The sequence below is a fragment of the Leifsonia sp. NPDC102414 genome (genome assembly GCF_044765685.1).
Lineage (GTDB): Bacteria > Actinomycetota > Actinomycetes > Actinomycetales > Microbacteriaceae > Leifsonia.
The window spans coordinates 108,755-135,161 of record NZ_JBIWKN010000004.1; the positions used below are offsets into that span (position 1 = coordinate 108,755).

General features: G+C 70.2%; 23 protein-coding genes. 10 read left to right on the plus strand and 13 right to left on the minus strand.

The window, feature by feature from the left end; translation table 11 throughout:
• Window positions 1–23: 23 nt before the first annotated feature.
• Entirely contained in the window at window positions 24–1,289 is a 1,266-nt protein-coding gene (locus ACIRCZ_RS15900) for an ABC transporter substrate-binding protein (RefSeq protein WP_402854730.1), read from the minus strand.
• Between the two features lie 243 nt (window positions 1,290–1,532).
• Between ACIRCZ_RS15900 and ACIRCZ_RS15905 the strand changes: the two genes are divergently transcribed.
• Window positions 1,533–2,744 carry an ROK family protein gene (locus ACIRCZ_RS15905; protein ID WP_402854732.1) on the plus strand — a complete coding sequence of 404 codons (1,212 nt, stop codon included), beginning with the start codon at window positions 1,533–1,535 and terminating at the stop codon, window positions 2,742–2,744.
• Between the two features lie 3 nt (window positions 2,745–2,747).
• On the opposite strand, the gene ACIRCZ_RS15910 is transcribed toward ACIRCZ_RS15905, so the two are convergent.
• The 3 genes from ACIRCZ_RS15910 to ACIRCZ_RS15920 all read right to left on the minus strand — a co-directional run bounded on the left by ACIRCZ_RS15910 (window position 2,748) and on the right by ACIRCZ_RS15920 (window position 5,419).
• Window positions 2,748–3,089: a hypothetical protein gene (locus ACIRCZ_RS15910; protein ID WP_402854734.1), complete on the minus strand. Its 342-nt coding sequence runs from the start codon at window positions 3,087–3,089 to the stop codon at window positions 2,748–2,750.
• A 365-nt stretch (window positions 3,090–3,454) separates the two neighbouring features.
• Window positions 3,455–4,099: a hypothetical protein gene (locus tag ACIRCZ_RS15915; RefSeq protein WP_402854736.1), complete on the minus strand. Its 645-nt coding sequence runs from the start codon at window positions 4,097–4,099 to the stop codon at window positions 3,455–3,457.
• A complete protein-coding gene (locus ACIRCZ_RS15920) occupies window positions 4,100–5,419 on the minus strand; it encodes a glycosyltransferase (protein ID WP_402854738.1) in 1,320 nt (439 codons plus the stop codon).
• Window positions 5,420–5,486: 67 nt separating this feature from the next.
• Here ACIRCZ_RS15920 and ACIRCZ_RS15925 point away from each other — a divergent pair, with 67 nt between their 5' ends.
• Window positions 5,487–6,188: a TetR/AcrR family transcriptional regulator gene (locus ACIRCZ_RS15925; RefSeq protein WP_402854740.1), complete on the plus strand. Its 702-nt coding sequence runs from the start codon at window positions 5,487–5,489 to the stop codon at window positions 6,186–6,188.
• 1 nt (window position 6,189) lies between these two features.
• Here ACIRCZ_RS15925 and ACIRCZ_RS15930 read toward each other — a convergent pair whose 3' ends face one another.
• Window positions 6,190–6,756 carry a GIY-YIG nuclease family protein gene (locus ACIRCZ_RS15930; protein WP_402854742.1) on the minus strand — a complete coding sequence of 189 codons (567 nt, stop codon included), beginning with the start codon at window positions 6,754–6,756 and terminating at the stop codon, window positions 6,190–6,192.
• A 68-nt stretch (window positions 6,757–6,824) separates the two neighbouring features.
• Window positions 6,825–8,006 (minus strand): ROK family protein, encoded by a 1,182-nt coding sequence (locus ACIRCZ_RS15935; RefSeq protein WP_402854744.1) that lies wholly within the window; start codon window positions 8,004–8,006, stop codon window positions 6,825–6,827.
• Window positions 8,007–8,250: 244 nt separating this feature from the next.
• Between ACIRCZ_RS15935 and ACIRCZ_RS15940 the strand changes: the two genes are divergently transcribed.
• The 7 genes from ACIRCZ_RS15940 (at window position 8,251) to ACIRCZ_RS15970 (ending at window position 15,500) form a co-directional block, all read left to right on the plus strand.
• On the plus strand, window positions 8,251–9,378 hold the full coding sequence (locus ACIRCZ_RS15940) for a substrate-binding domain-containing protein (protein WP_402854746.1): 1,128 nt from the start codon (window positions 8,251–8,253) through the stop codon (window positions 9,376–9,378).
• Window positions 9,379–9,515: 137 nt separating this feature from the next.
• Complete coding sequence (locus tag ACIRCZ_RS15945) at window positions 9,516–10,526, plus strand: phosphotriesterase (RefSeq protein WP_055894600.1); 1,011 nt, start codon at window positions 9,516–9,518, stop codon at window positions 10,524–10,526.
• Window positions 10,523–11,458 (plus strand): ROK family protein, encoded by a 936-nt coding sequence (locus tag ACIRCZ_RS15950; RefSeq protein ID WP_402854748.1) that lies wholly within the window; start codon window positions 10,523–10,525, stop codon window positions 11,456–11,458. The genes ACIRCZ_RS15945 and ACIRCZ_RS15950 overlap by 4 nt, the downstream gene beginning before the upstream one ends.
• The gene (locus ACIRCZ_RS15955; protein WP_402854750.1) at window positions 11,455–12,435 is read left to right on the plus strand and encodes an ABC transporter permease; all 981 of its coding nucleotides are present in this window, start codon (window positions 11,455–11,457) and stop codon (window positions 12,433–12,435) included. Before ACIRCZ_RS15950 ends, ACIRCZ_RS15955 begins: the two co-directional genes overlap by 4 nt.
• Window positions 12,436–12,463: 28 nt before the next feature.
• The gene (locus ACIRCZ_RS15960; protein ID WP_402854752.1) at window positions 12,464–13,690 is read left to right on the plus strand and encodes an alanine racemase; all 1,227 of its coding nucleotides are present in this window, start codon (window positions 12,464–12,466) and stop codon (window positions 13,688–13,690) included.
• Window positions 13,687–14,451, plus strand: coding sequence for an ATP-binding cassette domain-containing protein (locus ACIRCZ_RS15965; RefSeq protein ID WP_055894607.1), 765 nt, complete (start codon window positions 13,687–13,689; stop codon window positions 14,449–14,451). The genes ACIRCZ_RS15960 and ACIRCZ_RS15965 overlap by 4 nt, the downstream gene beginning before the upstream one ends.
• Entirely contained in the window at window positions 14,448–15,500 is a 1,053-nt protein-coding gene (locus ACIRCZ_RS15970; protein ID WP_402854754.1) for an SIS domain-containing protein, read from the plus strand. Before ACIRCZ_RS15965 ends, ACIRCZ_RS15970 begins: the two co-directional genes overlap by 4 nt.
• Here the strand turns inward: ACIRCZ_RS15970 and ACIRCZ_RS15975 are convergent.
• The gene (locus ACIRCZ_RS15975; RefSeq protein ID WP_055894611.1) at window positions 15,484–16,383 is read right to left on the minus strand and encodes a LysR family transcriptional regulator; all 900 of its coding nucleotides are present in this window, start codon (window positions 16,381–16,383) and stop codon (window positions 15,484–15,486) included. The two genes, ACIRCZ_RS15970 and ACIRCZ_RS15975, sit on opposite strands and share 17 nt — an antisense overlap.
• 212 nt (window positions 16,384–16,595) lie before the next feature.
• Here ACIRCZ_RS15975 and ACIRCZ_RS15980 point away from each other — a divergent pair, with 212 nt between their 5' ends.
• A complete protein-coding gene (locus ACIRCZ_RS15980; RefSeq protein WP_402854757.1) occupies window positions 16,596–21,593 on the plus strand; it encodes an ExeM/NucH family extracellular endonuclease in 4,998 nt (1,665 codons plus the stop codon).
• 45 nt (window positions 21,594–21,638) lie between these two features.
• Here the strand turns inward: ACIRCZ_RS15980 and ACIRCZ_RS15985 are convergent, their stop codons facing one another.
• Genes ACIRCZ_RS15985 through ACIRCZ_RS16010 form a run of 6 tightly spaced genes read right to left on the minus strand, consistent with a single transcriptional unit; the run spans window position 21,639 to window position 26,327 of the window.
• Window positions 21,639–21,962 carry a CHY zinc finger protein gene (locus ACIRCZ_RS15985; RefSeq protein WP_402854759.1) on the minus strand — a complete coding sequence of 108 codons (324 nt, stop codon included), beginning with the start codon at window positions 21,960–21,962 and terminating at the stop codon, window positions 21,639–21,641.
• On the minus strand, window positions 21,959–22,555 hold the full coding sequence (locus ACIRCZ_RS15990; RefSeq protein WP_402854761.1) for an energy-coupling factor transporter transmembrane component T family protein: 597 nt from the start codon (window positions 22,553–22,555) through the stop codon (window positions 21,959–21,961). The genes ACIRCZ_RS15985 and ACIRCZ_RS15990 overlap by 4 nt, the downstream gene beginning before the upstream one ends.
• 7 nt (window positions 22,556–22,562) lie before the next feature.
• Entirely contained in the window at window positions 22,563–23,282 is a 720-nt protein-coding gene (locus ACIRCZ_RS15995; RefSeq protein WP_402854763.1) for an energy-coupling factor ABC transporter ATP-binding protein, read from the minus strand.
• Complete coding sequence (locus ACIRCZ_RS16000) at window positions 23,279–24,460, minus strand: thiolase family protein (protein ID WP_402854765.1); 1,182 nt, start codon at window positions 24,458–24,460, stop codon at window positions 23,279–23,281. Before ACIRCZ_RS16000 ends, ACIRCZ_RS15995 begins: the two co-directional genes overlap by 4 nt.
• Complete coding sequence (locus ACIRCZ_RS16005; protein WP_402854767.1) at window positions 24,457–25,611, minus strand: AMP-binding protein; 1,155 nt, start codon at window positions 25,609–25,611, stop codon at window positions 24,457–24,459. The genes ACIRCZ_RS16000 and ACIRCZ_RS16005 overlap by 4 nt, the downstream gene beginning before the upstream one ends.
• Entirely contained in the window at window positions 25,608–26,327 is a 720-nt protein-coding gene (locus ACIRCZ_RS16010; RefSeq protein WP_402854769.1) for a biotin transporter BioY, read from the minus strand. The genes ACIRCZ_RS16005 and ACIRCZ_RS16010 overlap by 4 nt, the downstream gene beginning before the upstream one ends.
• Window positions 26,328–26,407 lie beyond the last annotated feature (80 nt).

Here is a 26,407-nt window from a genome sequence, read left to right on the forward strand (position 1 = left end):
CCTTCCCTCCTTTCCCGCTCGTCCTACTTGCCGACCTGCTTGTCGTAGCCGTCGACGATGTTCTTCACGGCCTCGGCGGACGTCTGCTGGCCGTTGATCGCCTTGCCGATCTCTGTCACAGTCGGATCGGTCGTGATCGACTTGCCGTCGAGAGCCCACTTCACCTGCGCCTGCAGGAAGTAGCCGGAGATGGGCTTGTAGACCTCGAGCTCCTTGTTGTAGAGGTCGAACGCATCCAGGGCAGCCTGCGAGGTGAAGTCGTAGGTGATGTCGAGGCCCTTCTCCACGGGCAGGTAGCCGTTGGTCTCAGCGAGCTTCTTGTACTGGGCAGGCTCGTACATCCACTCGAGGAAGGACTTCGCGGCCTTCCCCTCTGCGTCGCTGTTCTGGAAGCCGACCACGAGGCCGCCGGCGTTCACGTCCGCTGCCTGCACGGGCTGCGCGGGGGTGGGGACGCTCGCCCAGTCGAACGAGGTGATGCTCGTGGCGAAGGCGGAGACCTGCCAGACGCCCGACCAGTACGCCGCGACCTGGCCGCTCTGGAACAGTGCCGACGGGTCGGCGCCGCTGGTCCAGACGGACTTCGGCATCGTCTTGTCGTCGTTCAGGCCGACGAAGTAGTCGACGGCCTTCTTCGTGGCGGCGTCAGCGGAGAACTTCCCGTCGGAGCCCTGCTGCATGTACTTTCCGCCCATCTCGTAGACCTGGGCGCGCAGCCGGGAGGGGGAGGCGTCGTAGACGAGCGAGTACTTGGCGCCCGTCGACTCGCGCACCTTGTCGGCCGCGGCGACGAACTCCGGCCAGGTCCAGGTGCTGTCCGGCGACGACGGGAAGTTGACGCCGGCCTTCTCCCACAGCGACTTGTTGATGAACAGGCCGGTGGAGGTGACGTCGGAGGGAATCGCGAGGGTCTTGCCGTCCGTGCCCTTGGCGACGTAGCTCTCGTTGATGTTGTTCGACTTCGTGTCGGTGATCGAGCTGAGGTCGACGAGCTTGTTCTTCCAGATCGGGTCGAGCGCCGGGACGTTCGCGATGTCCGGGAGGGCATTGGCCTGGGCGGCGTTGTGCAGCTTGGTCGCGTATCCCGAGTACGGGATGTTGACGACGTCGACCGTGATGCCGGTCTTCTTCTTGTAGTCGGCGGAGAGCTGATCGAAGCCCTTCTGCTGGGCGGCGCTGGAGGAGAGCCAGAGGGTGAGCTTCTTGACGTCGCCACCCGAGCTGTCGCCACCGGCCGAGCAGCCGGTGAGGGCGACGGCTGCTGCGGCGATGATGCCCGTGGCGGCCAACAGGCGCCGACGGCGGGAAATGCCTCTGAAGCGGGAACTGAGATTCATCGTTGAGTCCAAATCGTTCGAGAAGTGGCCGACGGTCAGCGCGGCACGCGAACCGTTGCAGGCTTTTCTATCACTACGATGCATAAATAACAACAAGAAGTCCGATCCCGCTATGCTGACGGGGTACAGGCGCCCCTTGTCACCGGGGCTTCCGGTAGGCGAAGATTTACTCACGGCGATGTGAAAGGGGGGCCGATGAGCGTGTCGGACATCCCGCGAACCGCGACCACCCGCGACGTTACGGAGATCAACCGCACCGCGATCCTCGACCTGCTGCGCGCGGCGGGACCCATCTCGCGGCGTGAGATCCGCGAGCGAACCGGCCTCGGCTCCGCCACCGTCGAGCGACTGACCCAGGCCCTCATCGAGGAGGGCCAGATCGAGATCGCCGGCCTCGATCGCTCGTCACCCGGCCGCCCGTCGAGTCTGCTGCGCTACGTCTCCACCGGCAGGGCCATCCTCGCCATCGACGTCACGGAGGCCAACGCCCGCGGCCGCATCGTCGACCTCGCGGGCACCGTCTTGCACGAGCAGTACCTCCCGTTCCGGTTCGACGGCTCCGACCCGGGCGCCGCCAGGCTGGACGGCCTGCTGGAGCTGGTGGACACGCTCGTCTCCGGTGGGCAGCGCGGGTCGGGCGGGCATGGCGGCTCCGGTGGCGGCACCCCGGTGATCGGCATCGGGATCGCGCTGCCCGGCATCACCGACGACGGCCACGTCACGAAGGCGAGCGAGCTGGAGTGGAGGGACGTGCCCGTCGCCGACATCCTGCACGAACGCACCGGCCTGCCCGTCCTCGCCGAGAACGACGCCAACGCGACGGTCTACGGCGAATATCTCCACGGGGCGGCGCGCGGCGAAGAGAGCGCCATCGCCCTGGTGCTGGGCACGGGCATCGGCGCCGGGATCGCCAGCGAGGGGCGCATCCACCGCGGTTTCCGCTCGGCGGCGGGCGAGGTCGGCTACCTGCTCACGTCCACGGCGTCGTTCTCGCGCTACTTCACCGACCACGGCGACACCGAGAACGCGATCGCCGCTGAACTCGCTGCCTGGGTCGACCGCGGAGGTCCCCACGTCGACCGCCGCATCGGCCCCGCCTTCCGCCGCATGATGACGGCGGTCGAAGAGGGCGACGCCGTGGCAGGACAGGCCCGTGACGAATTCTTCGACCTGATCGGCCTGGTCTGCGCGGCCATCTCCGTGGTCATCGCCCCCAGCGTCATCGTCCTCGCGGGAGCGTTCGGCCAGTACAGCGCCCTCTCCGTCGACCAGCTCAGCCGCCGCCTGATCGGCCGCATCCCATCGCCACCGCGCCTCGTCGCCAGCAGCCTCGGCTTCGACGCGGCGATCACCGGCATCAGCGCGCTCGCGATCGAGCGGGCGCGCGGGGCGACCTACCTGGTGTGATGGTCAGTCCTTCCTGAACGACACGACCGTCTCCGTCACGCCAGGGTCCGCCGGAGTGCCGTAGACGCGCAGATGGTGCACCTGCTCCGCGACGGTGCCGTCGGCCAGCGTGTCGTGGTCGATGGCGGGCACGAACACTTCGCACGAGCCGCCGGGGAGGCGTGCGGCCTCCTCCTCCGCCCACGCGATGACCTCGGTCACCTCCGTCGCCCCTGTGACGTCCCAGTCGTCGACGGACCAGCCCGTGTACGGGTCCGGTTGGGGCACCCAGATGCGCACCCGGTATGCGGGGGTGTCCATCGGCCAGGTGGGAGGTTCTGCTGCTCGGAGCCAGGTCGCTTCCATGCGTGGAGCCTAGCGGCGGGCGGTCGGCGACGTGTGGGCATTCTCACGCCGCGAGGCTGGAATCCCGGCGTGATGTCCAGGCCGGTTCGGGAGACTCTGCTCATGCGCTGGTTCGGTTCGCGGGGGAGTGAGGGACGGGATGCTGCGAGGGCGGTCGCGCCGCCGGCCGCGGTCGCCGTCGACGTGGCCCGCGTGGCCGCGGACGCCGCCCGCGCCCGCCTGTACCGCCTCACAGAGTGCGCGCCTCCCGCCCTCTCCGCGGCTTGGCTCAACCCACCTGCGCCGTCGAGACACCAGTAACTGTCGCGAACACCCGGGATGCGCCGTAGTTGCCGGCGTCTCGCCGGCTCGGGGCTTCTGCGTGGCTAGCTGTGCCATTCCGCCCGGCGACGCGGCGTGACGCCGTGCGGGCGGATCAGGTCGAGGAAGCTGGGCGCGAACGGGTTGATCCGATCGCGCATGGCCTCCGGTCGCCTCGGCTCGGGCTCCAGCCCTGCGCGCTGCCCGCGCTCCGCGCCGGTCTCGTGACCCGGACCGAGGCGCTCCCGCCAGGCGGAGGGGGACGCGAGGCCCGTCAGTGCGGCACGCACGCGCATCCACCGGCTCGCACGCGGTGCGCGCGCAGGGGCGGAGAGCCGCACCAGCTTGCCCGCCGACAGCTCGTGCAGGTTGTTGCGGCGGGTGCCGTCCCAGTTCACGTAGAGGTACGGCCCGACGGGCGACGAGATGGCGCTGACGACCGCGCGGACATACGAGTCCGGGCCGGTGACGTACGTGGCTGTGCCGTCGGCGATCTCGGCCGCGGCCCGCCGGGCGTCGACGGCGCCGTGCGAGGTGAACAGGGTGACGATGGAGCCGAGCTCGTCGCGAGCGACCAGCTCGATGCGGAACTCGGTGATGGCGACTCCTCTGTGTCGTTCGGCTGCGGGTGGGGGCCGAGCGACGGTGGTCTGCCTCTTCGATCGTACGCAGCGCCATTCATCGAATCCAACAGCGAACGCTTCTACCATTCATCCAAGTGGCGAATGAGTGCGCTTCCCTCCTTGCGCATCCACCAGCCCGAGTACCGCTTCCTCCAACCCGGCCAGCCCAGTGGATGCGCGGATCGCCTCCCCGACAGCGGCGCTGCGGTCCGCATACCGCCGGTCGGCCAGCACCGAGCGCACCGCGTCGCCGACCGCTGCGGCCGTCGGCCGGTTGGTCGCGAGGTTCACGCCGACACCAGACCACGCAACGCGCGCGGACACCTCGACCTTGTCCTCCGTCGTTCCGGCGATCACCACGGGTACGCCGTGCTCCATCGCGTAATGCACCCCGCCGTATCCGCCGTTCGTCACATAGACGGAGGTGCGGGGGAGCAGCGCGTCGTACGGAAGGTAGGAGGCGACGCGCGCGTTCGGCGGGAGGTCGGCATCCAGTTCGGTGACCGGGCGACCTCCCGTGCTGGCGACCACCCAGACGTCGTCGCCGGCGAGGCCGCGGATCGTCGGGAGGAGCAGGTCGCCGAAGTCGCGGTTGGCGACCGTGCCCTGCGTCACGTGGACGATCGGGCGCCCGTCGGAGAGGTCGTCCCACCAGGCGGGCAGGGGCGCATCCGATGGGCGGGTGCGCGAGACGGGGCCGACGAAGTGGACGGTCGCGGGCAGATCGGAGCGCGGATACTCGAACTCGGGCACCGTGAACTGCACGATGGCGTCCGCGTGCGACGGCCAGTTGAGGATGAAGCCGTTCAGCGACGACCCCGTCGCCTCGTGGGCGATCCGGCTGGCCGCTTTCTGCACGGGCGCGAAGATCACCTTCTCCGCCACCGCCGTGAGGGCCGCATTGCGCAGGCGCCCTGCGACGCCCGGCTTCGGCTGCACGCCGAGTCCGAACGGTGCGACGTCCTTGCTCTTCAGCCCGAGCGGCACGATGCCGAGATTGACCACCGGCGGCCGGGATGCGCGTGGCCGGGTGGACAGCAGGGCGGCGCCGAGGAACAGGCTCTCGGCGAGGACCGCATCCACGTCGTGCTCTGCGACGATCGCGTCGACCGCCGCGAGCTGTGCTCTGGCGGGGCGCAGGAAGATGGTGGTCATGTCGTACCGGATTCCCGCCGGCCCGGTGAGCCCGACCCGGCCGGGGAAGGCCGCATCCATGTCGGTGTCGTCGTAGTCTGCCTCGGCTGGCAGCTGGAGGAAGGTGGCGCCGGTGGCGATGACGCGCTCCGCATAGCGCGCGCCGGTGAGGAAGAGCACGCGGTGTCCTCGGTCGGCGAGGTGGCGGGAGACGGCGAGCAGCGGCGTCACGTGCCCGTGCACCGGTGTGCTGCAGAGAAGGATGGTGGTCATGGTGACTCGCATTCGGGTTAGAGTTGGATGAACGTTGATAGTATTCACTACACACGAAGGGTAGTCAATGGCTGATTCGGAGAACGGTGCACCTCGGCAGTACCGGTCGACCCTTCGCGAGGAGCAGGCGCGCCAGACCAGGCAGCGCATCCTGGCCTCCGCGTTCGAGGTGTTCTCGGCCAAGGGGTACACCGGCGCGTCCCTGGCCGACATCGCCGCGGGGGCGGGGGTCTCGGTGGAGAGCGTCAAGGTGCACGGACCCAAGCGGGCGCTGCTGCTCGGCGCGTTCGAGCTCGCGTTCGCCGGAAGCGCCGGAGACGAGTCGCTCAGCGAACGCCCGGAGGTCGCCGCGATCATGGAGCTCGAGGACACCGGCGCGTTCCTCACGGCGATGGTCGGCCTGATCGCCGAGGCCAACGCGCGCACGAGCGGCCTGTGGGCGGCGTTCCTCGCGGCGGCCGCCGAAGACGCGCACGTCGGCGATGTGCTCGCCTCGCTGCTCGAACGCCGCCACGCCGACTATCGCCGCATGGTCGGGCTGCTGGCGGCCCGCGGTGCCGTGGGCACCGGGCAGGTGGATGCTGACGCCGGCCAGGTGGATGCAGGCACCCCGTCCGACGAAGCCCTGCAGAACCTCGCCGACATCCTCTCCTTCCTGATGTCGCCGGAGAGTCATCAGCAGCTCGTCCAGCAGAGCGGCTGGACGTTCGAGCGCTACCGCGATTGGCTGATCGGCACGGTGTCGGCGACGGTGGCCGCCGGCGGGTGAGCTACCCGCGGAGCGCGATCGCCTCGCTCCGCCAGCGCGCAAGCAGCGCCCACGGGTCGGCGACGCCTTCGCTCACAGACGCGATGTGCGCATCCAGGGCGTCGCTGCGTTCGAACCACTCCGTGCGCGGGATGCGCTGACGCGCGAACTGCGCGTGCCTGCGCTGCTCGAGCGCCCTGTCTCCGCGCTCGAACGCGAGCACCTCGTCGTGCGGCAGGCTGGAGAACCGGCCGCGCGGGTTCGCCGTGGTGCCGATCTTGATCCTGTCGCGGAACCGCAGGTAGTAGACGACGTCGACGCGGGGCGGCGGCAGCTCGCCTGACACTGTTTCGCCGACGCGCCACTCGCACACGGCGCACAGCCAGCCGGACGGGTAGCGCACGCCGAGGCGGGAGCCGCAGAGCGCGCACGGGGCCGGGAGTGCATCCAGCTGGCCGTAATCGTCGGCGACCCACTCGGCCGCGAGGAGCAGGTGCCGCAGGCACAGCGGCACAGGAGCCCCCGGATGCGCTTGGCCGGCGCACGGGACGTCTCCGTCCGAGGCGACGCAGGGGGTGGTGCCTGTCATGCCGGAAGCGTAGCGGCGGGGTCCGACATGGTGACTCCGTCGCCTGAGCCCTCCGCTCCCGTCGTCGACTACCCGAGCGCTCTGACCCGTGCGACTTCGTCCGCCGTCAATGCGTCCCCGTTCGGCAGGTGCACGATCGCCGTCTCCTCCACGCCGAGTCCGGCATAGACGGTGTGCAGCGCGGCGACGACGGAGCCGACCGCGCCGGAGAAGTCCCCGAGCTGGGCGGTGGCCAGGCCGGGGGAGACCCGGAGGTTCTGCTCGAGGGCGATCCGGTAGCGGTCGAGCGACGAGGTCAGCGAGTTGGCGATGCCGCCGCCGAGCACGATGGTCTGGGGGTCGCAGGAGACGGTGGTCGCGGTCAGAACCACGAGCAGCGCCTGGTCGAAGTGGGCCCTCAGCGATTGCAGGCCGTGGCCCGCGTCGTCCGCGAAGAGCTGGGCAGGCGCATCGAGGTGCAGCCCCGCCTCCGCCGCCCTGCGCAGGATGCCGCCACCGGTCACGAGGTGTTCGAGTCTGGTTCCGAGCGGTCCGATCGGCAGCTGGCCGAACTCGCCGATCAGTCCCCGCTCGCCCTGCAGGATCCGCCCTTCGATGGCGAGGCCGGCGCCGAGGCCGAAGCCGATCGTCAGCATCGCCGCGTTGGGCGCTCCGCGAGCCGCGCCGAAGTGCATCTCGCCGAGGAGTGCGTAGTTCGCGTCGTTGTCGAAGTGCATCGGCCGCCCCATCGCGCGCTCCACGGAGGCGAGGAAGGTCGGAGACTCGACTTCTGGCAGGTTGGGGGCGTTGGAGACGCTGAGGTCGCGCTGGTTCACCGCGCCGGGAAGGCCGAGGCACACGTGCTCCACCCTGTCCCAGACGTCGGCGGCCGCATCTTCGACCGTCGCTGCGATCCACTCGGCGAGCTCCGCCTCGTGCAGCGTGGTCGGCGTCGGCGTCTCGCTGGCGAACACCGGGTGCGCGAGCAGGTCGGCGACGATGATGCGGGTGTTGGATGCGCCGAGGTCGACCCCGACGACGAAGGCGCGGTCGGCGACGATGTCGAGCTCGACAGCGCGGCGGCCCCTGGCCTCCGAAACGATCTCCGTCGTCTCCGTCACAATCCCCTCGGCGAGGAGCTGGTCGATCGAGCGCGTCACGGTGGCGGCGGAGATGCCGGTCAGCTCCGCGATCTGCTTGCGGCTGGCCGGTCTCGCTCCGATGAGGGCGGTCAGGACGGCGTTGCGATTGATGGCTCGCGTGTCTTGCACCGGCTCACCCCCTTTGTCTTCAGCGTGAACCCAAAACTAGCTCAGGATGCCCGCTCGGCGCCACTCCACGCCCGATTTCGGCAGGTTTTACGGGATCGAAACCTAACGGATACATTTCTCGGCTTGACTTTGATTGCTTGTTGAAATCAAAATAGCTTCAGCAAGTCAACGGTGACGGGGTCATGAGATGCCCGGGGGACGCCACCGCACAGGAGTTCAACCCGGTCCCGGAAGGCAACCCACAATGCACACAGCACGTCCCACCCGGCGTCTCGCCGCTCGCGCCGCCCTCGTCGGCGCACTCGCACTCTCCCTCGCGCTGGCCGGATGTTCGGCCGGCACGGCTTCGTCCTCCGCGTCGTCGACGCCGGCGGCGAAGCCCAGCCTCGAGTTCACCGGCCCGAACGGCGAGAAGCCTGGCGCGCTCTCCGAGCTCTCGCTCACCAGCGACGAGCAGAGCAAGGTCAAAGACGGAAAGTACACGGCGGCGTTCGTCTGGCACACGTCGTCCGACTTCGTGACCGCCGTCGAGAAGGGCGCTCGCGACGAGTTCAAGAAGCTCGGCATCGACGTGGTCGCCAGCACGCAGGCCAACTTCAACGCAGCGACCCAGGCCAACAACGTCCAGACCGTGCTCGCACTGCACCCGAGCATCATCGTCACCATCGCGGTCGACCCCACCTCTGCGGCAAAGGCGTTCAAGCCCGCTGTCGAGGCGGGGACGAAGCTCGTCATCATGACCACCCCGCCGGAGGGGTACAAGGCGGGCACCGACTTCGTCTCCATCGTCACGGAGGACCTCACGGCGGCCGGTCGTGACAACGCCGAAATCCTCGGCGACGCTCTCGGCAAGAAGGGCGAGGTCGGCTACCTCACGTACAACGCGAACTTCTGGTTCACCAACCAGAGGGACAAGGCGTTCAAGGACTGGCTCGCCTACGAATACCCCGACGTGAAGATCGTCGACTCGGAAGGCTTCGCCGACGAGACGGCCACGCAGACCATCGCGGCGGCCATGATCGCCAAGAACCCGAACCTCAAGGGCATCTACGTCTCGTGGGCCACAGCTGCCCAGGGTGTCGTCGCCGCCATCAAGGCATCGGGCCGCACTGACATCAAGGTCGTCACCAACGACCTCGACACCACCCTCGGAGCAGCGATGATGTCCGGCACGAACGTCGCCGGCATGGTGGGAAACGGCTCGATCGGCATCGGCAAGGGCCTCGCGCTGGCCGGCGCATACGGGGTCATCGGCAAGAAGGCTCCTGAGCTCGTCGCGTCCGTGCCGACCAAAGTCACCAAGGCCAACCTCGACAAGGGCTGGGAGTCCGACTACGGCACCAAGCCGCCGTCGAGCGTGACGGGCGGCTGACGCCATCAGACCGGCTGGGCGGCCGGACTCCCCCTTCGACCGCCCAGCCTCCACCCCGCGAACCACGAACCACGAACCACGAACCACGCGGATCGTCGCGCATCGCCGCGAGCCGCACGCACCATGAAGGAGAACCGATGACACGGCAGGTCATGACCGTGCTCGGCCCGGTCGACTCAGCAGACCTCGGACGGGTCATGCCGCACGAGCATCTGCTGTCGCTCACACCAGGCCCCTGGCTCACCGGGGCAACCCGCGACGACAGCATCGACAGGGCAGTGGATGCTCTGGCCGGGCTCCGCGACCTCGGCTTCGGAACGGTCGTCGACCTGAGCCCGTACGGCGTCGTCGGCCGCGACGAGAACGGCGACAACGCCGCCACGCTCATCGAGATCTCCGAGCGGAGCGGACTGCACATCGTGTCCGGCACGGCGATCTACCTGGAGTCGTACTCTCCTGCGTGGGCGCTGGCCGCCGATCTCGACGCCCTCACGGCCAGGCTCGTCCGCGACGCTGAGGTGGGCATCGGAGACTCCGGCGTCCGCGCCGGCGTGTTCGGCGAGCAGGCGACCAGCCTCGGCGAGATCACCCCGCACGAGGAGAAGTGCCTCAGGGCCGTGGCGCGCGCCCAGCGGGCGACCGGGCTCGGGATCATGACGCACACCACACACGGCACTGAGGCTCTTGAGCAGCTCGACATCCTGCGATCCGAGGGGGTCGACCTGGACAGGGTCGTCGTCGGGCACCTCGACACCCAGCTCGGCATCGACCTGGTGCGCCGCGTGGTCGACGCGGGGGCTCGCGTCGCCGTTGACACGATCGGCAAGGAGAACTGGGACTTCTTCCTCGGTCCCGTGCCCGACGAGCGCGAGGACGGCGAGTTCAGCAAGCGCGCCTTCCACCGCTCCGACGCCGGCCGGGCAGACCTGGTCGCAACGCTCGTCGCGGACGGTCTCACCGACCGCATCCTGCTCGCCCAGGACCTGACGGGCGCCGAGGTGTGGATGAACCCCGGCACGCACGGCGTGAGCGGATACTCGTACCTCGGTGGCGTCTTCGTGCCTGCGCTCCGCGAGCGCGGCGTCTCGGACGCGGCGATCGAGCAGTTGCTCTCCGCCAACCCCGCGGCCGTACTGGAGGTCGCGTGAGCACCCGACAGAACGAGTACGTGGTCGGGATCGACCTCGGCGGCACCAAGGTGCGTGCCGGGATCGCCACCATCGCGGGCGACGTCCTCCACGAGACGACAGAGCCCACCAGCGACGGCCGGGCGATCGTGGCGCAGCTCGCACACCTGGTGACAGCGCTGGCCGCCGCGATCGGCGCATCCACCGGGTCGATCGTCGCGACCGCGATCGGCGGTGCCGGGGTGCCGGACGCCGCCGCAGGGCAGTTCGATCTCGCCCCCAACCTGGGCGACCTCGAAGGCTTCGACGTCGTCGCCGAGCTGGAGAGCATCCTCGGTCACCCGGTCGTGATCGACAACGATGTGAACATCGCGGCACTCGGCGAACTGCACAGCGGAGTGGGCGTGGAGGTCGACACCTTCGCATTCGTCTCCGTCGGCACAGGGATCGGCGTCGGGCTGGTGCTCGATCGCCGCGTCTGGCAGGGCGTCCGCGGGGGAGCAGGCGAGATCGGCTACCTGCCGATCGGCTCCGACCCGCTCGATCCGCTCAACCAGCGCCGCGGCGCCCTCGAGGAGGCCGTCAGCGGCGAAGCGATCGCGCAGCGATTCCAGCTCACCTCCGGCCGTGCCCGTTCGAGCGCCGTCGAGGTGTTCGAGCTGGCCGCCGCGGGCGACCAGGATGCGGTGGCATCGCTCGACGAGGAGGCGCGCTGGCTCGCCCACGCGATCCTCGCCGTCGACGCGGTCATCGACCCCGGGCTGTTCGTCCTCGGCGGCGGCATCGGCAGCCGCGAAGAACTGCTCGCTCCCGTTCTCCACTGGCTCGGCCGTCTCGGCCGGCCGACGATCGAGGTGCGCATCAGCCGCCTCGGTTCCTCCGCCCCCATCCTCGGCGCCGTCCGTCTCGCCATCGACGCCGCACCGCTCAGCACGGAAAGAGAAGCATCATGACTGTATCCACCACCGACGGCAGGCCGACCGTCGTCGACCGGCTGCGCCACGCGGACTGGCGTCAGTACGTCGTCTACATCGGCTTCGTGGTCGTCTTCCTCTACTTCGCGATCACCCAGGGCGCCAACTTCCTCAACGGGACGACGCTGGTCAACATCATCACGCAGGCGACCCCGATCACGGTCATGGCGATCGGCACGGTCTTCGTCCTCAGCCTCGGCGAGATCGACCTCTCGATCGGATCGACCGTCGCCCTCGCCTCCCTGGTCGCGGCCGTCACCCTCCAGTCCACGCACCAGTGGTGGATCGCGGCTCTCGCAGGGCTCTCCGTCGGGGCGGTGGTGGGAGCGGTCAACGGCATCTTCGTGACCCTGGTGCGGCTGCCCTCCTTCCTGGTCACGCTGGCGACCATGGGACTCATCACCGGTCTGGCCCAGCAGGCGACCAACCTGCAGTCCGTGCCCGTGACGGACGCCGTGTTCGGCTGGCTGTTCGGCGGAGGGACGCTGCTCGGCATCCCGATCCTGATCTGGTGGACGGCGGTCGTCACCGCGATCGGCTGGCACGTGCTCCGCCAGCGCGCGTTCGGGGCCCACGTGCTCGCCGTCGGCAACAAAGCAGCAGCCGCGGCGGTCAGCGGCATCAAAGTCAACCGCGTCCGCATGGCGGTCTTCATCCTCAGCGGCGTGACAGCGGCGCTCGCCGGCCTGCTCTACGCCGGCCGCCTGGCCGGAGCGACGTACACGCTCGGCAGCTCCGACCTGATGAGCGTGCTCGCCGCCGTGATCGTCGGCGGTACGGCGCTCACGGGTGGAAAGGGCTCCATCATCGGCGCCCTGGTCGGCAGCCTCTTCATGAGCATGATCAACTACGGCCTGCTGCTCGGCGGACTCACCGTGGCGCAGCAGATGATCGTGCGCGGCGCGATCATCCTGGTGGCCGTCTCGCTCTCCCTCCGCGCCAAGAAGAGCAACTAGACCGGGAAGACAGTAAGGACGACACACGATGTTCCTCGACCTCCTTCGGCGCCGCAACCAGGCGCTCCTCGACGCGGCGACGCACCTCCACCAGAGCGGCGCCATCCCGCCGAACACCTTCGTCATCGACCTGGATGCGGTCCAGCGCAACGCCTCCGCGCTCGCCGCAGAGTCCGCGCGGCTCGGTCTGACGCCGTTCGCCATGACCAAGCAGATCGGCCGCAACCCCGATGCATCCCGCGCCATCGTGGCCGGCGGGATCGCTCACGCCGTCGGCGTCGACCTGGAATGCGCCGTCGCGGCCGCGAGCGGCGGCCTGCCGACCGGCCATCTCGGCCATCTCGTGCAGATCCCCCGGCACCGCGCGGCGGACGCCGCGGCGCTCGAACCGCTCTACTGGACCGTGTTCTCCGAGCAGAAGGCGCGTGAAGCGGGTGCGGCAGCCGCCGCCCGTGGCAGGGTGCAGGATGTGCTGCTGCGCATCGCGGCGCCTGGCGATCGGTTCTACCGCGGCCACGAGGGCGGGTTCGATGCGGCGGACGTCGTCGCCGCCGCCGACCGCATCGACGCCATCGACGGAGTGCGCTTCGCCGGCATAACGACGTTCCCCGCCACCCTGTTCGACGCCGAGACGGGCACGGCACGATCCACCCCCAACCTCGGAACCCTGACCACGGCGCTGCGCGCGCTCGAAGCGGCAGGCCGGACGGGCGTCCAGGTGAACGCACCTGGCACGACATCGGTGTCCGTGCTCGAAACCCTTGCCGCCGCCGGCGCGACGCAGGTGGAACCAGGTCACGGCCTGACGGGGACGACGCCGCTGCACGCCGTTTACGACCTGGTCGAGGAGCCGGCCATCGCATACGTCTCCGAGGTGTCGCACCTCTGGAACGACGACGCATACGTGTTCGGCGGCGGGCTCTACGTCGACCCCGTCCTCGGCGGAACGACGACGAGCGCGCTGATCGTCGGGCAGGGAGAGGACACCGCATCCGCCAGGAAGCTGCTGGTCGACATGCCGGCAGCGGACGCCATCGACTACTACGCCACCATCCCGCTCGGCGGCCGCGCCGTTCAGCCGGGCGATACCGTCCTGTTCGGTTTCCGGCCGCAGGTCTTCGTCACCCGCGGCCTCACCGCGGGGATCGCCGGACTCAGCACAGGCAGACCGACGGTCGCCGGCATCTGGTCGGCCGACGGTTCGGCACCCATCACCACCGCATCCGCGCTCGCCGCGACAGGGAGGACAGCATGACCCCCACGACAGCCCCACACGGCACGACGGTGAAGCCGCTGCGCCTCGACGGGATCACCAAGCACTTCGGCGGCATCGTCGCGATCAAACGCTTCGACCTCGAGATCGAGCCGGGCGAGATCGTCGCCCTCGTCGGCGACAACGGCGCAGGCAAGTCGACCCTCGTCAAGATCATCTCCGGCATGTACCAGCCGACCGATGGCGAGATCTGGGTCAACGGCGAGCGTGCGAGCTTCCGCGACCCGTCGGATGCCAGGGCCAGGGGAGTGGAGGTCGTCTACCAGGACCTCGCTCTGGTCGACCTGCAGCCCGTGTACATGAACCTGTTCCTCGGCAGGGAGCTCCGCCGTAAGCCGTTCGGCACCCTCGACAGGAAGACGATGGCCGCGCGCACGCAGGCGCTCGTCGACGAACTGGATGTGCGCATCCCGTCGGCGCGCGCGACGCTGAGCGATCTCTCCGGCGGCCAGCGGCAGGGCATCGCCATCGCCCGCGCGACGCACTGGGCGAGCAGCCTGGTGCTGATGGACGAGCCGACCGCCGCCCTCGGCGTTGCGGAGACCGCCAAGGTGGAGGAGCTGATCCTCAAGCTGAAGGCGCGCGGCGCCGCTGTGCTCATCGTCAGCCACAACATGGAGCAGGTGTTCCGCGTGGCCGACAGGGTGACGGTGCTGCGGCGAGGCACCCAGGTGGGCACCAAGCGCATCGACGAGACCACGCACAACGAGCTGGTCGCGATGATCACCGGCCTCAGCTCGTGAGCGGGGTCGCCGTTCCCGGCCACCGGATGCGCGCGGAGATCGCAGAGCAGCCGGACCGCTGGCTCGACCTCCTCGGCGCCCGCGACGCGATCGACGCTGCCGCAGAACTGATCGCCGGCACGCGGCCGGAGCTGCTGGTCTTCGCTGCCAGAGGGTCGAGCGACCACGCGGCGATGTACGCCCAGTACCTCGCTCAGAACCTGCTGCACATCCCTGCCATGCTGGCGACGCCGGCGAGTGTCACCGGATTCGGCACCCAGCTCGCGTACCCGCGCTCCGTGGCGCTCGCGGTCTCGCAGTCCGGCAGCTCGCCCGACCTCCTGGCGACCGTCGCCTCCTTCGCCTCGGCGGGAGTGCCCGTCGCCGGGTTCTCGAACGACGAGAGCAGCGCGCTCGCCGATGCGTCGGACATCCACGTCCCGCTCGTGGCGGGGCCGGAGACCTCTGTCGCCGCGACGAAGACGTACACCGCCGAGCTCCTCGCGCTCGCGCTGACGCTGCACCGAGCGACGGGAACGGGCTGGGCGGAACTGGACGAGCGCGTGCGCAGCATCGCAGCGTCTGTGGCAGCGGACCTGGCACAACCGGATGCCGTGGCGAGCGCCATCGCCACTGTCGACGGCGTCGACCGCGTCCTCGTCGTCGGCCGCGGATACTCGATGGCATCGGCGCGCGAGGGCGCGCTGAAGCTGATGGAGACCAACGCCATCGCCGCTTCGGGATGGAGCGCTGCCGACGCGACGCACGGCCCGCTCGGTCAGGTCGTCCCCGGCACGGTGGTGATCGCGCTCACCGGCAGCCCGGCCGGACGCGATTCCGTGCTGTCGTTCGCCGCCGCCGCTGCCGCGCTCGGCGGAACGGTGATCGAACTGGGGCCGGGACTGATCGGCGACGCGACCGCGCGCATCCGGTTGGACGAACGGGACGCCGAACTACTTCCGCTCCGCGAGATCGTGCCCATGCAGCGCATCGCCCTGGAGCTCGCGCTGAGCAGAGGCCTCGACCCTGACAACCCGGCCGGACTGCGGAAGGTCACGCTGACGGTGTGACAGGGGCCGGCTCGTCCCGCCCCAGCTCCTCCCGCACGAACCGCGCGAACTGCGACGCCGCTGCCGACTCGCTGCGCGCCAGATTCCTGGCCAGCCCGATCACCCGGACGGCCTCCTCCGCGAGCGGGACGAGCGTCACGCCCGGCTCCGTCGACGAGTCCGGCAGCAGCGCGATGCCGACCCCGTCGCGCACCAGCGCCTGCAGCGTGACCAGCTCGGTGACCTCCAGCACGATGTTCGGAACGATCCCGCGGCGGGCGAAGTACGCGTCGGCGATGTGCCGCAGGCCGGAGCCCGTGCGCAGCGCGACGAACTCGAACGGCTCGAGGGCGCCGGCGTCGATCACGTCGCGCCCCGCCAGGGGATGCGCGTCCGGCACGCCGACCGCCAGCCGCTCCGCGGTCAGCGGTTGCCACTCGATCTCGCGGTCGCGCGGGTCAGGGCTCAGGAACGCGAGGTCCGCCGCGCCCTCGCGCAGCGCATCCAGCACGGTGTCCGCCGTGCCGCCGCGCAGCACGAACCGGATGTCGGGGAACAGGGTGCGGTACTCGCTGACGACCCGCGGGATCAGCCAGCTCCCGAACGACGACACGTACGCGACGGACACCGTTCCCGCCGACGGGTCGCGGAGGGCGTCGATGCGGGCGCGGGCGTCTTCAAGCTCCGCCTGGGCGCGGATACCGTGGGCGAGGAGGATCTCGCCGTACTGGTTCAGCTCGTAGTGGTTCTTCTTGCGGTCGAACAGCTCGACGCCCATCTCCGCTTCGAGCTTGGCGATCGAGCGCGACAGGGTCGACTGGGACACGCCGAGGGTGTCCGCGGCGTCGGCGAGATGCCCGTCCGTCGCCAGTGCCCTGAACTGGGCGATCTCTTCGATCCGCATGGTGCCATCATGCCGGACCGCAGGGCAGGGTGTAGGTGGCGCCTGGTGCAATGTCAGATATGACGCCCGCTGCTCCCCTCCGTGCTCGGATGAGCACCCTCGAACGGGTGACGTTTTCTGTACGTTCACTCAGGAGTCAGAGTCCGGCCCACTGCGCTCCATACGGTGTGCGAGGGCTCAGCAGTCCGACCCGTTTCCGACCAAGGAGAAGCATGTCTAGAAGATTCGGCAGAGCGTGGCAGATCGCCACCGCAGCCGCTGTGGGGGTCGGTCTCGCTGCCGCCCCTCTCACGGCGTTGCCGGCCACGGCCAGCACCGATGCCACCAGCGTCGTCATCAACGAGGTGTACCTGTCCGGCGGCAGCGCGGGCGCCGCGTACGCCAACAAGTTCGTCGAGCTGTACAACCCCACCACCCAGCCCGTGTCCGTCGACGGCTGGTCGGTGCAGTACCGACCGGCGACCGGCACCGGCGCGGCCTCAGGCCTCACGGCGCTGAGCGGGAGCATCGCACCATACGGCTACTACCTCGTCAAGGGCAGCAGCAACGGCGCGAACGGTGCCGCCCTTCCCGCCGCGGATGCGACGGGCACCCTCAATCCAGGCGGTGCGGGCGGCACGCTTCTCCTGGCGTCGACGGCGACGCCGGTCACGCCCCCTGTCGGCGACGTGAAGAACGCTTCGCAGATCGTCGACCTCGTCGGCTACGGCACGTCGAACACGTTCGAGACGAAGGCGGCGACGGCGCCGACCGGCAACACGGACGTCAAGTCGCTCGTGCGCACCGGCTTCTGGGACAGCGACGACAACGGCGCCGACCTGAGCCTCACCGCGACGATCACGCCGCAGAGCTCTGCAGACCCTGCCGGTGGCCCCGCAACGGAGCCGGCGCCGGACGGCACCGACCCTGGAACGGGAACCGACCCAGGGCCTCCGGCAGAGGACAGCATCCCGATCGCCGAGGTCCAGGGAACGGGCGACACCAGCCCGAAGGCCGGAACCACCGTCACCACCAGCGGCTTCGTCACGGCGGCGTACGCCACGGGCGGCTTCAACGGCTTCTTCCTCCAGACCCCTGGCACCGGCGGCGCGATCGACCTCGCGACCCACACGGCCTCCGACGCTGTCTACGTCTACGGCACCGCAGCCACAGCGGCCGTCGCCATCGGCGACTATGTGCAGGTCACGGGCGCTGTCAGCGAGTTCGCCGGCCTGACCGAGATCACCCCGGCCTCCGCGGCCGCTGTCGTCGCGCTCGACGCGACCGGCAAGACCGCACCGAGCCCCGCCACGATCGGTCTGCCGGAAACGGATGCGCAGCGCGAAAGCCTGGAGGGCATGCTGCTCGCACCGCAGGGCGCGTTCACCGTCACCGACGTCTACTCCACCAACCAGTACGGCGAGGTCGGCCTCGCGGCGGGCGACAAGCCGCTGATTCAGGCCACGGAGACCGCACGCCCCGGCACTCCGGAGTACGCGGCCGCCGTCGCGGGCAACGCGGCGCGCGCCGTCACGCTCGACGACGGAGCATCGACCAACTTCCTCAGCGCGGCCAACAAGGCCAAGCCGCTGCCGTACCTGTCGCAAACCGCACCCGTGCGCGTCGGAGCGCCGGTGACGTTCACGAAGCCGGTGGTCCTCGACTTCCGCAACAATGTGTGGAAGTTCCAGCCGACCTCCGAACTCACCCCGGCCACCGCCGCCACGGTGCAGCCCGTCACGTTCGGGAACACCCGCACCGCCGCTCCCGAGAACGTCGGAGGCGACCTCAAGCTCGCCACCTTCAACGTGCTGAACTACTTCACCACCACCGGCGACCAGCTCAGCGGCTGCACGTTCTACACGGACCGCGACGGCAACAAGATCACGGTCAACAGTGGATGCGACGCCCGCGGAGCAGCGGACGCCGCGAACCTGAAGCGCCAGCAGGACAAGATCGTCGCCGCCATCAACGGCCTCACCGCCGACGTGGTGTCGCTCGAGGAGATCGAGAACTCGGCCAGGTTCGGTCTGAACCGCGACGATGCGCTCTCGAAGCTCGTCGCAGCGCTCAACGCCGCCGCGGGCAGCCAGGTCTGGGCGTTCGTGCCGTCTCCCGCGGCCGTCCCGTCCAGCGAGGACGTCATCCGCACCGCGTTCATCTACAAGAAGGCGCACGCTGTGCCGGTCGGCGATTCGCGCATCCTGATGGATGCGGCGTTCGCCAATGCGCGTCAGCCGCTCGCCCAGGCGTTCAAGAAGGTCGGCACGCCGGACTCCGCCGCGTTCATCGCTGTCGTGAACCACTTCAAGTCGAAGGGCTCCGGCACGGGGGCGGACGCCGACCAGGGCGACGGGCAGGGCGCGTCCAACGCCTCCCGCGTGGCCCAGGCGCACGCGCTCGTCGGCTTCGCCGACACGCTGAAGTCCACACTCGGCTCCACCAAGGTGCTCCTGATCGGCGACTTCAACGCGTACCTCAACGAGGACCCGATCAAGGTCATCACCGACGCGGGCTACATCGACCAGGTGCACACCCGCACCACGAAGCAGACGTACTCGTTCGGAGGAACGGTCGGCTCTCTCGACCACGTGCTCGCGTCGCCGGCGGCGAACGCGGTCATCACAGGAGCGGACGTCTGGAACATCAACTCCGGCGAGTCCATCGCACTGGAGTACAGCCGATACAACTACAACGCGACGAACTTCTACGCCGCCGACCAGTACCGGTCGAGCGACCACGACCCGATCGTGGTCGGCATGGGACTCGGAGCGGGCGCCAAGACCATCAACCTGCTGAACATCAACGACTTCCACGGTCGTATCGACGGCAACACGGTCAAGTTCGCCGGAACCATCGAGAAGCTGCGCGCGGCGGCCGGGGAGCAGAACACCCTGTTCCTGTCCGCCGGTGACAACATCGGCGCCTCCCTGTTCGCATCAGCTTCCGCAGGCGACCTTCCGACGATCGACGTGCTCAACGCGCTCGGTCTGAAGACGAGCGCCGTGGGCAACCACGAGTTCGACAAGGGCTTCTCCGACCTGACCGGCCGGGTGAAGGACGCGGCCGACTTCCGTTACCTCGGTGCGAACGTCTACACGAAGGGCACGACCACCCCGGCACTGCCGGAGTACGCGACCTTCACGGTCGACGGGCTGAAGGTGGCTGTGGTCGGCGCGGTCACGCAGGAGACGCCGACGCTGGTGTCGCCGGGCGGGGTGTCGACGCTCGACTTCGGCGACCCTGTCGCTGCTGTCAACCGCGTCGCGGCCAAGCTGACGGACGGCGACACCGCCAACGGTGAGGCCGACGTCATCGTGGCCGAATACCACGAGGGCGCCGGCTTCGGAACACCGGACGGCGCGACGCTCGACAAGGAGGTCGCCGCAGGCGGCGCCTTCGCGGACATCGTGACCAAGACGTCGGCGAAGGTCTCCGCGATCTTCACCGGCCACACCCACAAGCAGTACGCGTGGGATGCACCGGTCCCCGGTGTCGCGGGCGCGACCCGTCCGATCGTCCAGACCGGAAGCTACGGCGAGAACATCGGTCAGATCACCCTGTCGGTCGACGGAGACACCAAGAAGGTCACCGGTCACACGGCGGCCAACGTGGCACGCACGACCGACGCCGATGAGGCCCTCGTCGCCGCATATCCGCGGGTGGCCGCTGTGAAGGCGATCGTCGACAAGGCGCTCGCCGACGCCGCGGTGATCGGAAACCAGAAGATCGGTTCTGTCACGGCGGACATCACCACCGCGTACATCGGCGGAGCACGCGACGACAGGATGTCCGAGTCCACGCTCGGCAACCTGGTCGCCGACTCGCTGGTGTCGACGCTCTCCTCGCCCGAGCTCGGTGGTGCGGAGATCGGCGTCGTCAACCCCGGTGGGCTGCGCGCCGAGCTGCTGAAGGGCGCCGACGGGTCGGTCACGTACGCGCAGGCCAACGCGGTGCTGCCGTTCGTGAACAACCTGTGGACCACGACCCTCACCGGCGCGCAGTTCAAGCAGGCGCTGGAGCAGCAGTGGCAGACGAATGCCGACGGGAGCATCCCGAGCCGTGCGTTCCTCAACCTCGGCTTGTCGAAGAACGTCAGCTACACCTACGATGCTGCGCGGGCTGCGGGTGACCGCATCACGAGCATCCTGGTGAACGGTGCGCCGATCGATCCGGCGAAGTCCTACCGCATCGGTTCGTTCAGCTTCCTCCTGCAGGGCGGGGACAACTTCCGCGCCTTCGCAGCAGGGACGAACACGAAGGACTCCGGTCTGATCGACCGCGACGCCTGGATCTCCTACATCACCGCGAACAGCCCGCTCTCGCCGAGCTTCGAGCGCCGAGGGGTCGCCGTCTCCGGCGTCCCGACCGGCACCCTCGACCGCGGCCAGCAGGTCACGTTCCAGGTGTCGAAGCTCAACCTGACCTCCCTGGGCAGCCCGGCGAACACCTCGCTGGACCTCACGTGGCAGGGCAGCGCGGCGACGCTCGCCTCCGTCCCAGTGGACGCGGACGGTGCGGCGACCGTGAGCTTCGCGGTCCCGGCGGACGCGGAAGGTGCGAGCGTGCTCGTGCTGCGCGCGCCTGACTCGGGCACGACGGTGCGCATCCCGCTGCTGGTGGCCGATGTGGTCGACCCCGGCACGAACCCGAAGCCGACCACTCCGCCTGTACCTGCTGCGATCACGGCGTTCATCGACGCGCTCAAGGACCTCATCCAGGCCATCGGCGGCACGGATGGCGTGTTCCACCCCGGCGACAAGATCACCATCAACATCGGTGCTGTGTTCTCCGGTAAGTGGGTCTCCGTGTGGGTGCACTCCACCCCGCAGAACCTCGGTGGCGGATGGATGCAGGTGCCGGCGAGCGGTCAGGTGCAGGTGACCCTGCCGGCCGACCTGCCGGCTGGCGCGCACCGGATCGCGGTGCTCGACGCGGACGGCAACGTGCTCGGCTGGACCGCGATCACGGTGGCGGCGGCGACCGGCCCAGGCGACCCTGGGACGCCTGGCACGCCCGGCACGCCTGGCACGCCTGGCACGCCTGGCACGCCCGGTGACCCCGGCACGGGCGGAACCGGAACGGCTGGCGGCGGCAACGGCGTCATCCAGTCCGGGCTCGCCAACACGGGCGCCGACCTGGCGCCGGCGTTCGGTGCGGCGCTGCTCGGCATCCTCGGCGGGTTCGTCGTGCTGCTGATCGTCGCGCGCCGACGGGGGTCGCAGGCCTAGCGGCACAACCGGAGCAGGGGCCGTCCTTTCGAGGGCGGCCCCTGCTCACGCCACCTGGAAGTACAGCTCCACGTGCAGCCTGCACCCCGGGTTGAACGCGGCGCCGCACGCCGGGCACGCCTCCACCCGCAGGTACTCCGCGATCGTCAGCTCGTGCTCGCACACCCCGCACAGCACCGCGCGTTCGTCGCGCTGGTCGAGCGGCCACTGCTCGGCCGGATGGTCCGCCGTCTCCGCGTGGCAGAGGTGGCACGGGTAGTACTCGCCGCAGCAGGCGAACCGGATCGCGATCACGTCGAGGTCCGTCCGATAGTGGATGCACCTGGTCTGGTCGTCCACGGTCGGCCCGAGCACGCGCATCCCCGTCATCGCACGCCCCTGGCGGTGAGCGCGTCGCCGAGGTCGTCGGCGTGCTTCAGCGAGACCACGAGGAACGGAACCACGAAACCGACGATACCCGCCCTCGCGCCGCGGGCGCGCTGCGCTTCCCGCACCCCGGTCGCCAGCCTGGCCAGCACGGGGACCGTGTTGATCGTGACAGCGAGCAGCAGGGCGATCCGCTGCGCATCCACCCCCAGTCGCTCGAACGGGCGCAGGCCGCGTTCGAACGCGTCGAGGAGGGCGGCGACGCGCGTGGTGAGCACGAGCATCCCGGCGAGCAGGATCGCCGCGAGCACGCGCGCCGTGTTGGCGACGGCGGGTTCGGCGTCCAGGAAGATCAGCTGACCGCCGAGGGTGATGACGATCACCCAGCGCACCGCGAGCACCTGCCGGCCGAGCTCGCGCAGCCCGAGCCCGCAGATCAGGTAGCCGAGCACGGCGACCGCCGCGGCGACGCTGGCGGCCCACCAGGTAGACGGCAGGAACGACACGGCGAGCACCACCGCGAGCAGCACGGTGGCCTTCGGGCCGGCCGGGGCGCGGTGCATCCAGCCGTCGCCCGGCCGGTAGAGGGTCACCATCGGAGGCTCACCACCTCAGGCTCGCCTCGTACTCGGCGATCACGTCGGACGGAGCGCCGACCGCCGCGATCCGTCCGGCGTCGAAGAGCACGGCGAGGTCGCACCGCTCCGCCAGCCGGAGGTCGTGGGTGAGGAGGACCAGGCGGTGCCCTGCATCCTCGAACAGGTGTTCCGCCACCCGTCTGGCATTGCGGGCGTCGAGGTAGGCGGTCGGCTCGTCCGCGATCACGAGCTGGGGCCGTCGGATGAACGCCCCGCACAGGGCGAGCAGCTGCTTCTGCCCTCCGGACAGGTCGTGCGCCGCCCGGTCGGCGAGCTCGGTGAGCCCGAACCGGTCGAGTGCTTCCGCGACGCGCTCCGCCGACTCCGCGCGGGGCAGTCGCTCGCTTCGGAGGGAGAAGGCGGCGTCCTCGGCGACGGTCGGCATGATGATCTGCGCGTCCGGGTTGCTGAACACCATGCTGACGAGTTTCCTGAGCTGTGCCGCCTGCCTGTTCGGGTCGAGCCCGTGCACGCTCACGCTGCCCGCGGTGGGGGAGACCAGCCCGGCGAGCAGGCGCGCGAAGGTGGACTTGCCCGACCCGTTCGCCCCGACCACCGCGACCCTGGAGGCGTCGATGGCCACGGTCACATCGTCGAGTGCGAGCGTGTCGCCGAGGCGCACGGTGGCGCTGTCGAGGCGGATGGCGCGCTCGAGGGCAGCTCCCTCGGGGCTGCCGGCGGTCATCGCACCACCTCGAAGACGGCGGCGACGCCCATCCCGCCGCCCACGGATGCCGCAGCGACTCCGATCGTGCCGGTCGGCGCTCCGGATCGCACCAGCCTGCTGAACAGCCGCACCACCGCCACCGCCCCGCTCGCACCCCACGGGTGCCCGATGGCGAGCGCCCCGCCGTCGGCGCAGACGCGCTCGTCGTCGTCGGGGACGCCGATCCGGTCGAGCACGGCGATGGTCTGCGCCGCGAACGCCTCGACGATCTCGAACGCCGTCACGTCGGCGATCCCGTGGCCGGCGCGAGCGAGCGCCTCCAGGATCGCCGGCGCAGCGCCGACGCCGGGCAGCGCGGGATCGCAGCCGACGATCGCGTGCGCGCGCAGCGCGAGCCCAGGCACCCCTGCGGCAATGGATGCGCCTCGGGGCACGACGAGGACGCCCGCCCCGCCGTCGCTCACCCTGCACGAGTTGCCTCCGGTGAGCGTTCCGCCGTCGAACAGCGGACGGAACCTGGCCATCGCCCTCTCGTCCGCGGCGGATGCGCCGACCAGCTCGTCCAGTGCGACCCCCTCCAGATTCACCAGCTCGGCGTCGAACCCGCCGCGTGCCGCGGCCGCGGCGGCGAGACGACGACTTCGCATCGCGTACGCGTCCTGGCGTTCGCGCGAGATTCCGTCGACGGCGGCCAGGTGCTCTGCCGCCTCCGTCATGCCAGGGTCGGGAAACCCGGTGGGCGCGAACGGCGCCCTGTCGTACGGGACGCCGTCGACAGACCGCACCGGCGCCGTCGACGCGCTCTCCACCCCGCCCGCGATGCGTGCCCGTTCGTCGCCGGCGCGGATCGCGGTGGCGGCATCGATGATGGCGGCCAGTCCGCTGCCGCACTGCCGGTCCACGGTGGCTCCTGGAACCTCCTGCCCCAGCCCGGCGAGCAGCGCCGCGACCCTGGCGGGGTTGCCGCCCGGGCCCATGCAGTTGCCGAGCACGACGTCCGCGATGGGAGTGGATGCGCGGGCCGCGGGCATCGCATCCATTCCGTCGCGGAGGAGGGCGCGGAGCACAGGCGCAGCCAGCCGGTCGACCGTGACGCCCGCGAGACCGCGCCCTCGCGTGGCGATCGGGGTGCGCCTGGCGGCGACGATCACAGGGGCGGCGCTCACAGGGTCGGCGCTCACAGGGTCGGCGCTCACGGAACGACCACCTCTCCGGCGGCGACGCTCCGCACCAGCTCGGCCCTCGCGGGTTTGCCGGTGGCGGTGCGCGGGAACGCGGGGGAGACGAACCACCGGCGCGGCAGGTGCGTCGGGGCCAGAACGGCGCGGGCCCGCTCGCGCAGCACGGCGATGCTCTCACCACCCGCGGCGGTCTCCAGCACCGCGGCCACCAGCGAGCCGACGCCCGCGTTCGGCATCCCGAACACCACGGCGTCCGTCACCCCCGGCAGGGAACGCAACGCCGCCTCCACCTCGGCCGGGATGACGGTGGCCGCTGCTGTGATGATCGCGTCGTCCGCCCGCCCGAGCAGCCGGATGCGCCCGTCGACGATCTCCGCCCGGTCGCCCACCGAGCGCCAGGGGCCGTCGCTCCGTAGCGGGCCGTCCCCGCCGAGGTATCCAGCGGCCACGTACGGCGACCGTGCCCACAGCTCCCCGTCCCGCACCTCCACGTCGACGCCGGGGAACGGCCGCAGTCCGTCGCCGCGATCGACGGCGACGAACGACAGCTCAGCGGCGCCGTAGTACGCTGCCACGCGGATGCCGCGAGCCTCCGCACGCGATCGGGTGGAGGCATCCAGGTCGGCGCCACCGACGAGCGCTGCGCGCAGCAGGGGCGCCGCGTCGGTGTCGAGGATGGTGCGGAGGGCGCGCGGCGTCCCGTGGAACAGCGTGGCGTCCGCGACGTCGGCGGCCACCAGCGCGTTCCCGCTCGGCAGGGCGAGCTCCGGTCCGCCGTCCATCGCCCGGGCGATCGAGAACAGCGACAGGGAGGATGCGGAAGGCGAGGTCAACGCGAGCACGTCGCCCGTGCGCACGCCGAGCAGGTCGTCGACCGAGCCGAACGACGCCGCCCACGAGTCCGCGCTCCGCAGCACGATCCGCGGCGCGCCCGTGCTGCCGGACGTCAGCGTCGCCCACGCGATCCCTGGGAGCGGCCCTGCCGCCTCCGCGAGCGAGCGCACTCGCTGCCACTGCTCCGCCGGCCACCGGTCGTCGCCGACGAGCGGGATGTCGCCCTCCGAACGCACCGCGTGGATGCGCTCCACCAGCTCGCGGGACGCCGCCGGCCCTGTCGCCGCCCCTGCCGACCGCGAGCGCAGGGGCACGATCCTCCCGGCCGTCACGACACCTCTGCGTCGTCGCGCGTCGCCTCGGCGTTGGTGGCGTTGGTGGCGCTGGTCGCGCTGGTGGCGCTGGTGGCGCTGGTGGCGCTCGTGGCGCTGGCACCGCCGGTCGCATCCGCGTCCGCCGCCGCCCGCGGCGCGCGCAGTCCAGCCGAGCGGAACGCTCGCGGATACGCCCGCACGAGCGTCATCGTGATGATCACCGCGAGTGCCGCCTTCACGAGGTCGCCAGGCAGGAACACCGTGCTCTGCAGTGCCGTCTCCGCGAGGGGGAGCCGCGTGACGAGCGCCTGCACCGGAATCCCGAACGCGTAGATCGTCACGATGCCGCCGACGACCACCCCGATGGACGTCCGCGTCCAGGTCGGGGTGCGACCACCCGCGTGCACGATGGCGCCGATCACGAACGCGCCGATCACCCAGCCGAGCAGGTATCCGGCCGACGGGCCGACGAAGACGCCGATGCCGCCGCGTCCACCGGAGAGCAACGGGAGGCCGACCGCGACGAGCGCGAGCAGCACGAGCATCGACAGGGCGCCGCGCCACGGGCCGAGAATGGCGCCCGCGAGCATGACACCGAGCGTCTGCGCTGTGATCGGCACGGCCCCGAACACCGAGAAGCCTCCCGGCAGGCCGAGCACGGCGACGATGGCGGCGAAGACGGCGATCCTGGCGATGTCGGTCGCGTCGATGCGGAGGGACGATGATCGTGACACGGGCGGTTTCCTCACGGTCTGGACGAGAATCAACGGTGTCACCTGAACACCGTTCACCTGAACAGCGTTCACTATACTGG